The sequence below is a fragment of the Nocardiopsis protaetiae genome (genome assembly GCF_045446735.1).
Taxonomy (GTDB): domain Bacteria; phylum Actinomycetota; class Actinomycetes; order Streptosporangiales; family Streptosporangiaceae; genus Nocardiopsis; species Nocardiopsis protaetiae.
In genome coordinates, this window is the sequence record NZ_JBJJBV010000290.1 from 1 (window position 1) to 8,111 (window position 8,111).

The 8,111-nt window shown below is 72.8% G+C and carries 11 protein-coding genes; 7 read left to right on the forward strand and 4 right to left on the reverse strand.

Going from position 1 to position 8,111, the window contains the following annotated elements:
* Positions 1-55: 55 nt before the first annotated feature.
* Positions 56-754 (reverse strand): metal-dependent transcriptional regulator, encoded by a 699-nt coding sequence (locus tag ACJOT3_RS29425; RefSeq protein WP_406976389.1) that lies wholly within the window; start codon positions 752-754, stop codon positions 56-58.
* 91 nt (positions 755-845) lie between these two features.
* Between ACJOT3_RS29425 and ACJOT3_RS29430 the strand changes: the two genes are divergently transcribed.
* Positions 846-1,193, forward strand: coding sequence for a T6SS immunity protein Tdi1 domain-containing protein (locus ACJOT3_RS29430; protein ID WP_406976390.1), 348 nt, complete (start codon positions 846-848; stop codon positions 1,191-1,193).
* A gap of 12 nt (positions 1,194-1,205) precedes the next feature.
* On the opposite strand, the gene ACJOT3_RS29435 is transcribed toward ACJOT3_RS29430, so the two are convergent.
* Complete coding sequence (locus tag ACJOT3_RS29435) at positions 1,206-1,421, reverse strand: helix-hairpin-helix domain-containing protein (RefSeq protein ID WP_406976391.1); 216 nt, start codon at positions 1,419-1,421, stop codon at positions 1,206-1,208.
* Between the two features lie 160 nt (positions 1,422-1,581).
* Positions 1,582-1,788, reverse strand: coding sequence for a hypothetical protein (locus tag ACJOT3_RS29440; RefSeq protein WP_406976392.1), 207 nt, complete (start codon positions 1,786-1,788; stop codon positions 1,582-1,584).
* 106 nt (positions 1,789-1,894) lie between these two features.
* Here ACJOT3_RS29440 and ACJOT3_RS29445 point away from each other — a divergent pair, with 106 nt between their 5' ends.
* From ACJOT3_RS29445 to ACJOT3_RS29460, 4 genes are all read left to right on the forward strand, one after another.
* Complete coding sequence (locus tag ACJOT3_RS29445) at positions 1,895-2,812, forward strand: LysR family transcriptional regulator (protein ID WP_406976393.1); 918 nt, start codon at positions 1,895-1,897, stop codon at positions 2,810-2,812.
* A 187-nt stretch (positions 2,813-2,999) separates the two neighbouring features.
* Positions 3,000-3,356, forward strand: coding sequence for a GNAT family N-acetyltransferase (locus ACJOT3_RS29450; RefSeq protein WP_406976394.1), 357 nt, complete (start codon positions 3,000-3,002; stop codon positions 3,354-3,356).
* Between the two features lie 167 nt (positions 3,357-3,523).
* Entirely contained in the window at positions 3,524-5,323 is a 1,800-nt protein-coding gene (locus ACJOT3_RS29455) for a bifunctional metallophosphatase/5'-nucleotidase (RefSeq protein ID WP_406976395.1), read from the forward strand.
* A 64-nt stretch (positions 5,324-5,387) separates the two neighbouring features.
* Positions 5,388-5,813: an SgcJ/EcaC family oxidoreductase gene (locus ACJOT3_RS29460; protein ID WP_406976396.1), complete on the forward strand. Its 426-nt coding sequence runs from the start codon at positions 5,388-5,390 to the stop codon at positions 5,811-5,813.
* Positions 5,814-5,872: 59 nt separating this feature from the next.
* Here the strand turns inward: ACJOT3_RS29460 and ACJOT3_RS29465 are convergent, their stop codons facing one another.
* On the reverse strand, positions 5,873-6,886 hold the full coding sequence (locus ACJOT3_RS29465; protein ID WP_406976397.1) for an alpha/beta hydrolase: 1,014 nt from the start codon (positions 6,884-6,886) through the stop codon (positions 5,873-5,875).
* A 240-nt stretch (positions 6,887-7,126) separates the two neighbouring features.
* On the opposite strand from ACJOT3_RS29465, the gene ACJOT3_RS29470 reads away from it, so the two are divergent.
* A complete protein-coding gene (locus ACJOT3_RS29470; RefSeq protein ID WP_406976398.1) occupies positions 7,127-7,726 on the forward strand; it encodes a sulfite oxidase-like oxidoreductase in 600 nt (199 codons plus the stop codon).
* Between the two features lie 3 nt (positions 7,727-7,729).
* Positions 7,730-8,111 (forward strand): FAD-binding oxidoreductase (locus ACJOT3_RS29475; RefSeq protein ID WP_406976399.1); only part of this gene is annotated, 382 nt, incomplete at its 3' end.

An 8,111-nucleotide genomic window follows, 5' to 3' on the forward strand; every position in this document is an offset into this window, starting at 1 on the left:
CAGGGGTGAGGGCGCGGCGTCCCCGCCCGCCCGACCGGTCGGGCGGGGCCCGGGGTCAGGCCTCCTCGGGGGCGATCCACAGGGCCTCGGCGGCCACCAGCCCCAGCGACCGGTCCCGGGCACGAGCATCCTGATCGGCGCGCACGGCGATGCGCAGCGACCCCGCGAACGGCTGGCGCTCCACCACCCGCACCGTCATCCCGATGCCGATCTCGATATCGGCCAGGTACCGCAACAGGTCCGGGTCGGTGTCGTTGACCCGCACGATGGTGCCCTCCACACCCTCGTCGGCCTCCGACAGCAGCACCGAGGGCCGCTCCACCACCCGGCCGTCGGTGGTGGGGATGGGGTCGCCGTGCGGGTCGACCACCGGATCGCCCAGGTAGGAGGCGATGCGGTCGACGAACTTGTCCGAGACCACGTGCTCCAGGATCTCGGCCTCGTCGTGCACCTCGTCCCACGAGTACCCCAGCGCCGCCACCAGGTACGTCTCCAACAGGCGGTGGCGGCGCAGCACCGACAGGGCCGCCTTGGTACCCTCCTCGGTCAGGCGCACCGACCCGTACCGGCGGTGCTCGACCAGGCCCAGGTCACCGAGTTTGCGCAGCATCCCCGACACGGAGGAGTTGGACACCGACAGCCGCTCGGCCATCCCGGAGATCGTGACCGGGCCGGTGCCGCGCTCCTGCAGGTCGTAGATGACCTTCACGTAGTCCTCAACCGACGTGGACGGTCGTGTCGGGGTGTTGTTCATGGTCGTAACCGTATCGCGGACCACCTGTGCGCCACGATTTCCGCACCGCCCCGCAACCGGCCGCGAGGAAGCAAGGCCCCATGACGCGGACGTGGTCATCCACGTCAAGGGCCTGTTCCTCGTCGTCAAGTTCCGCTGGGGCGCCATCGACGTGATCCCGCAGGGCACCACGCTCGACGGCCTCGCGGCGATCATCGAGAACCCCGCCGACCGGCAGCCGGTGTTCGAGTGGGAGCCCTACCCGCAGGCGGCGGCCCGGGACGGCGTCCCCGGGTTCGAGCAGTGCTTCGGGTTCGTCCCCCTGCTCGCCCTGGGCGGACGCCAGGACGCCGCGAGCCTGCGGCTCGGCGGCCTGTACGAGCACATCGCCATCATCACCGACCTGGCGGGGCTGCCGCAGACCCGCGCCGTGCTCGCCCCCTCGACGCCCCACGCCTGAGCGCCCGCCGGGTCAGCCGTCGGCGAAGGACAGGCCGCGGGCGTCCAGCTCCTCCTGCAGGACGCGGATCGCCTTGGGGCCCACCCCGTGGATCTTCAGCAGGTCCTCGGCGGTGACCCGGGTGAGGTGCTCGTAGCGGGTGTAGCCGTGGGCGGCCAGCTCGCGCGGGGCCACCTTGCCCATCCGCGCGGGGAACTCCGTGGGCGGTGCGCCCTCCTGCCCGTTCATGGGGACCTCCGAAGTCGGCGACGCGTCCCCTCCGAGCCTAGGCCCGCGGCGGATCCTCCGCCCGGAGACCGCCGGGCCCCTTCCCGGCGTGCCGCCCGCACCCAGGCGGCCACCCCCCGCAGCGGCCGCGGCATCCGCCGGGGCCGGGACCAGCCGGCGGTCAGGCCGGGCAGCCGTCGCCGCCCGGGACCAGGTCGGGGCGCCCGCGCGAGACGATGCGCACCCCCGCCGCGCCGACCTCGCGGACCTGCAGGGAGCCGCACGCGCAGCGCACCCACATGGTCAGCCCGGCGGCGGTGGTGTGCCGGGACATCACACGGAAGGGCTGGGAGTCGGGCCAGCCGCAGTGCGGGCAGGTGCTCGTCATCGTCGCTCTCGTTCCTTCTCGTCGGGGCCGGACTCCTCCAGCCTCTCTCCACACATCTTCAATGTCCACGTTGAATTTTTGGACCAGACCATGAAGCATGGACTACATGATTGACTTACGGCGCCTGCGCGTCCTGCGCGCCGTCGCCCACTACGGAACCGTCACCGCCGCCGCCGACGCCCTGCACATGACCACCTCGGCCGCCTCACAGCAGGTCCGCCTGCTCGCCAAGGAGCTGAACGTCCCCCTGCTGGAACCCCGCGGCCGCGGGGTCCGGCTCACACCGGCCGCCCACGACCTGCTCGCCCACGCCGACGACATCACCGCCCGCTGGGAACGGGCCGAGATCCAGATCCGCGGCCTGGGCACCGAACCCGCCGGGCTGCTGCGCATCGCCTGCTTCCCGGTGGTGCTCTCGCGCCTGCTCGCCCCGATGGCCGCCGAACTGTCGGCCGCCCACCCCCGCCTGGACATCCGCCTGTCCGAGGCCGAACCCGGGCACGCCCTGGACCTGCTCTTCCAGGGCGAGGTGGAACTGGCCGTCGTCGAGGCCGCCCCCGGCGTGCCTCCGCCCACCGACACCCGGTTCGACCAGACACCGCTGCTGGACGACGTCCTGGACCTGGTGGTGCCCCACGGCCACCCCCTGGCCGACCGCACCGAGGTGCCCCTGGTCGAGGCCGCCGACCAGACCTGGGTGCTGCCGCCCCCGGACACCACCTGCAGCGCGCACACCATGTCGGCCTGCGGCGCGGCCGGGTTCACCCCCCACGGCCCCCATCAGGCCAAGGAGTGGAACGCGATCGCCGCCCTGGTCGCCCACGGGCTGGGGGTGGCGCTCATCCCCCGCCTGGCCGACCTGCCCGAACTGCCCATCGCGCGCATCCCCTTGCAGGGTAAGCCGGCCCCGGCGCGCAAGATCCTGACCTGCACCCGAGAGGGCTCGCGCACCCACCCGGCGGTCAACGCCGCCCTGACCTGCCTGACCCGCCTGGCCGCCGCCGTCACCGCGCCCCGCAGGTGAACCCCGCGCCCCGCCCGGCGCCGACGCCCCCCGCCGCCCGCCCCGCAGACGTGCCCACCATCACACCCCAGGAGGCCCCGCCATCACACCGGCCATCACCTCGGGCACCGCCGCCGACCACACCGCCTGCGCGGACCTGTGGACCGCCGCCGTCGCCGACCGCGACGGCACCGCCCCCGACCCGGCGGTGCGCGCCCGCGCCCTGCGCAAACTCCTGCACACGCCGCGCCTGCTCCTGGTCCTGCGCGCCCCGGACCGCCCCCCGGGCGGCTACACCCTCACCCACCTGCCCGCCCCGGGCGAGCACACCGCCCACCTGACCCACCTGGCCGTCGCCCCCGCCCTCCAGGGCAAAGGCTGGGGCCGCCGCCTCCTGGACACCACCCTGGAGCACCTGGCCGGGGCCGCCGACGCCGTCACCCTGCAGGTGCTGCCCGACAACACCGCCGCCCGCGCCCTGTACGAGGCCACCGGCTGGCACCCGGACGGCGAGGACTTCTTCGACTCCGGCCTGCCCGCCCTCCGCTACCGCAAGGCCCTCTGACCCCGCACCCCCGCCGCGTGCCGCACCGCCGCCCCGCCCCGTTCCACCACCGGCATCCCTCTCCTGTCGTGTGCACCGATCGTTCACACGAGCCCGGTTCCCCCACAGCACCGGACCCGTTACCGTGTGTGGCTTCGCCCCGCCCGAAAACCCCCGGGAGAAGCCCCATGACGAAGGAGCCCACCATTTCGCGACGCGGAGCCCTGGGCGGCCTGAGCGCCGCCGGCGCCCTGGCCCTGGCCGGCTGGCCCACCCCCGCCGCCGCATCCTCCGCACGTGATGCGCTCATCACCGTGATGGGCACCTCCGACCTGCACGGCCACTGTCTCAACTGGGACTACTACAAGGACAGCGAATACTCCGACGCCGCCGGCGACCACATCGGCATCGCCAAGGCCGCCGCCCTCGTCGAACGGATCCGCGCCGAGCGCGGCCGCAACAACACCCTGCTCTTCGACTCCGGCGACACCATCCAGGGCGCCCCGCTGGCCACCTACTACAGCGTCGTGGAACCCATCACCGAGACCGGCGAGACCCACCCCATGGCCCGCGCCATGAACGCCCTGGACTACGACGCCGTCACCCTGGGCAACCACGAGTTCAACTACGGCCTGGACCACCTGGACACCTGGATCTCCCAGATGGACGCCCCCGCCCTGGCCGCCAACGCCGTCCACCACGGCACCACCGACCCCGCCTACAAGCCCTACACCCTCAAACGCCTCAAGGTCGACTGCACGAACAAGCCCGGCACCCAGCCCCTCACCGTCGGCGTGCTGGGCCTGACCAACCCCGGCTCGGCCGTGTGGGACCGCCACCACGTCCAGGGCCGCCTGGACTTCCTCGACCTGGTCGACACCGCCCGCCGCTGGGTACCCCTCATGCGCCGCGAGGGCGCCGACATCGTCATCGTCAGCGCCCACGCCGGCGACAGCGGATCCTCCTCCTACCAGGGCGAGTTGCCGGTCGAGAACGCCTCCGCCCTGGTCGCCCGACAGGTCCCGGGCATCGACGCCATCCTGTTCGGCCACGCCCACCGGGAGGTCCCCGAACGCTTCGTCACCAACGAGAAGACCGGCGAACAGGTCCTCATGACCATGCCCTCCTACTGGGGGCGGCGCCTGTCCGTCATGGACCTGGCCCTGCGCCGCGAACACGGCCGCTGGCGGGTGGTGTCCAAGAGCGCCCTGACCCTCAACGCCAACACCGTCGAGGAGGACCCCCGCGTCGCCGCCCTGGTCGCCGACCAGCACGCCGCCACCGTCGCCTACGTCAACCGGGTCGTCGCCACCAGCGCCCGAGAACTCAGCGCCGCCACCGCCTGCTGGACCGACACCGCCATCGTCGACTTCGTCCACCGGGTCCAGACCGACACCGTGGCCGCCGCCCTGGCCGGCACCCCCGAGGCCGACCTGCCGGTGCTCTCCATCGCCGCCCCCTTCAGCCGCTCCGCCGTCTTCCCCGCCGGCGACCTGAGCATCCGCGACATCGCCGCCCTGTACATCTACGACAACACCCTGCTCGCCTCGGTGCTCACCGGCGCCCAGCTGCGCGACTACCTCGAACACTCCGCCCGCTACTACCGGCAGGTCCCCGCCGCCGGCGACGTCGACCCGGCCGACCTGACCAACGCCGACGGCACCCCCGACTACAACTGCGACCAGCTCGCCGGCGTCGACTACACCCTGGACGTGTCCCGACCCGCCGGGCAGCGGGTGGCCTCCCTGACCCTGGACGGCGCCGAGGTCGCCGACGACGACCAATTCGCGGTCGCGGTCAACAACTACCGCCAATCCGGCGGCGGCGCCTTCCCCCACATCGCCGACGCGCCCGTGCTCTACAACGCCCAGCTGGAGATCCGCCAGGCGCTCATCGACCACGCCACCGCCGTGCAGGTCATCGACCCGGCCGACTTCCACACCGTCAACTGGCACCTGGTGCGCGAAGGCGTCCCCCTCTTCCCTTGACCTCAATATTGGTTGAGGTTGTCGAATGGTCCACGACCACACCGACACACCCCGAGGAGCACCCGTGACCGGCACACCCCTGACCGTCGGCCCCCTCACCGACACCGACCGCGCCGACGCCACCGCCGCCGTCCACGCCCTGGAACACGCCTTCAACACCAACGACCCCGACGCCCTGGGCGCCCTCTACACCGACCACGCCTCCTGGACCAACGCCGCCGGAACACGCCTGGACGGACGCCGCGAGATCACCGACTTCGCCCGCAAAGCCATGACCGGTCTCCTCGCCGACTCCCGCGCCCGCTACGAGGTCGTCAAACTCCTTTCCCTGGCCCCCGACCTCATCGCCGCCAACGTCCACCAGACCCCCGTCGACACCACCGGAGCCCCCGCCGAGGGCGCCCACGGCCGCGCCCTGTACATCCTGACCCGCACCCCGCACGGCTGGCGCATCGCGGCCGGCCAGAACACCGCCATCGACCCCGCCTGACCTCCATGACAAAAGGGGCGGGACCCCCAGGGTCCCGCCCCACCACCCGCGCACGCGCGCTACCGCGCCGCGGCCTGCGAGCGCCGCCCCGCCTGCTGGCGCGGCACCACCGACCGGGTGCCCAGCACCTCGGTCAGGAAGTCCGTCACCAGCAGCAGCCCCGCCCTGTTCGCGTGGGTGTCGCGCATGCTGTCGACCATCATGAAGTCGTGGATCATCCCCTGGAAGCGGACCGCCGTCACCGGCACCCCCGCCTCCCGCAACCGGTTCGCGTACGCCTCGCCCTCATCGCGCAGCACATCGGCCTCACCGGTCAGCACCATCGCCGGGGGCAGGCCCCGCAGCTCCTCCAGCGACGCCCGCAGCGGCGAGGCGTAGATCTGCGCCCGCTGGGCGGGATCGGTCGTGTACTGGTCCCAGAACCAGATCATGCCGTCCCGCCGCAGGAAGTACCCGGTGGCGAACTCGCGGTAGGACCCGGTGTCGAAGTCGGCGTCGGTCACCGGGTACAGCAGCGCCTGCCCCGCCAGCTCCACCTCCCCGCGGTCCTTGCACATCAGCGCCAGCACCGCGGACATGTTGCCGCCCACCGAGTCCCCGCACACCGCCATACGGGACCCGTCCAGGTCCTTGTCCGCACCGTGCTCGACCACCCACCGGGCCGCCGTGTAGTTCTGCTCGATCGCCGTGGGGTACCCGGCCTCCGGCGCCCGGTCGTACTCGGGGAAGACCACCGCCGCCCCGGTGCGCACCGCCAGCTCCCGCACCAGCCGGTCGTGGGTGCTCGCGCTGCCGAACACCCAGCCCGCCCCGTGGATGTAGTAGACCACCGGCAGGATCCCGGCCGACCCGGCCGGGCGCACGATCCGCACCGGCACCCGCCCGGTGGGCCCGCCCTCCACGGTGATCCACTCCTCGGTGATCTCGGGCTTGGGCACCCCCTCACCGCTCTGGACGCCCTCCAGGACCTCCCGGCCCTGCTCGGGCGGCAGCTCGTAGATGAAGGGCGGGGTGGCGGTGGCGTCGGCGAACTCCTGGGCGGCCTGCTCCAGGACGACCTTCTTCTCGGACATGGGGACCCCCGTCGGAACACGGCCGCGGGCCCCGCGCCCGCGGCTCCGCCCGCCACCCTGTCCACCCCACCCCAGGACAAACCGGACTTTCCCCGAACGGGGGCGAAACATCACCCTCCCCCGACCCTTCCCGCCCCCGGCCCGGAAACCGCGCCCGTTCCTTGACCCTCCCCCTGCCCTACCCGCGCACGCCCCCGGGTAGGGGGCCGGGCACGGACACCACCGGCAGGAGACGAACGCATGAACCTCATCACCCGGGGCTTTCGCGGCCGACGCGGCGGCGACCCCGACCGCATCCCGCCCGGCCAGTACCAGACCCACGACTTCCCCGTCCTGACCGTGGGCCCCACACCCCGTGTGGACACCGACACCTGGACCCTGGAGATCGTCACCGAGACCGGCACCCGTCACACCTGGACCTGGGACCAACTCCTGGCCCTGCCCCAGGACGACCCGCACACCGACATCCACTGCGTCACCCGCTGGTCCAAACTCGACACCGACTGGACCGGCGTCAGCCTCGACACCCTCCTGGAGGACGTGGAGACCACCGCCGAGTACGCCCTGGCCCACTCCCACGGCGGCTACACCACCGACCTGCCCCTGCAGGACCTCACCGACGGCCAGGCCTGGATCGCCCACACCTTCGACGGCGAACCCCTGCCCGCCGAACACGGCGGCCCCGCCCGCCTGCTCGTCCCCCACCTGTACTTCTGGAAGTCCGCCAAGTGGATCAGCCGCATCACCCTGCTGAACGAGGACGAACCCGGATTCTGGGAACAGGCCGGCTACCACGACTACGGCGACCCCTGGCGCGAACAGCGCTACCGGGGGGACTGACCCGTGGCCCGCTGGAGGCCGGCCACCCTGGAGGCCGACCGGTGGGAGACCCCCACCGCCCGCACCCTGGTACTGTCCGCCCCCGGCTGGACCGGACACCGCCCCGGCCAGCACATCGACGTACGCCTGAGAGCCGAGGACGGCTACACCGCCGAACGCTCCTACTCCATCGCCTCCGCCTCGACCCCCGACCGGCTGGAGCTCACCGTCCAGCTCGACCCCGACGGCGAGGTCTCCCCCTACCTGGTCGGCGACTTCGCCCCCGGCGACCGGGTCGAGATACGCGGACCCCTGGGCGGCTGGTTCGTATGGGACACCACCGCACCCGACCCGGTCGTCCTCATCGGCGGCGGCTCCGGCATCGTCCCGCTCGCGGCCATGGTCC

Coding starts and splice junctions, on each gene's coding strand:
- ACJOT3_RS29435 (WP_406976391.1), bottom strand. CDS start 1,421: ATGAACGGGCAGGAGGGCGCACCGCCCACGGAGTTCCCCGCGCGGATG.
- ACJOT3_RS29455 (WP_406976395.1), top strand. CDS start 3,524: ATGACGAAGGAGCCCACCATTTCGCGACGCGGAGCCCTGGGCGGCCTG.
- ACJOT3_RS29425 (WP_406976389.1), bottom strand. CDS start 754: ATGAACAACACCCCGACACGACCGTCCACGTCGGTTGAGGACTACGTG.
- ACJOT3_RS29445 (WP_406976393.1), top strand. CDS start 1,895: ATGATTGACTTACGGCGCCTGCGCGTCCTGCGCGCCGTCGCCCACTAC.
- ACJOT3_RS29470 (WP_406976398.1), top strand. CDS start 7,127: ATGAACCTCATCACCCGGGGCTTTCGCGGCCGACGCGGCGGCGACCCC.
- ACJOT3_RS29440 (WP_406976392.1), bottom strand. CDS start 1,788: ATGACGAGCACCTGCCCGCACTGCGGCTGGCCCGACTCCCAGCCCTTC.
- ACJOT3_RS29465 (WP_406976397.1), bottom strand. CDS start 6,886: ATGTCCGAGAAGAAGGTCGTCCTGGAGCAGGCCGCCCAGGAGTTCGCC.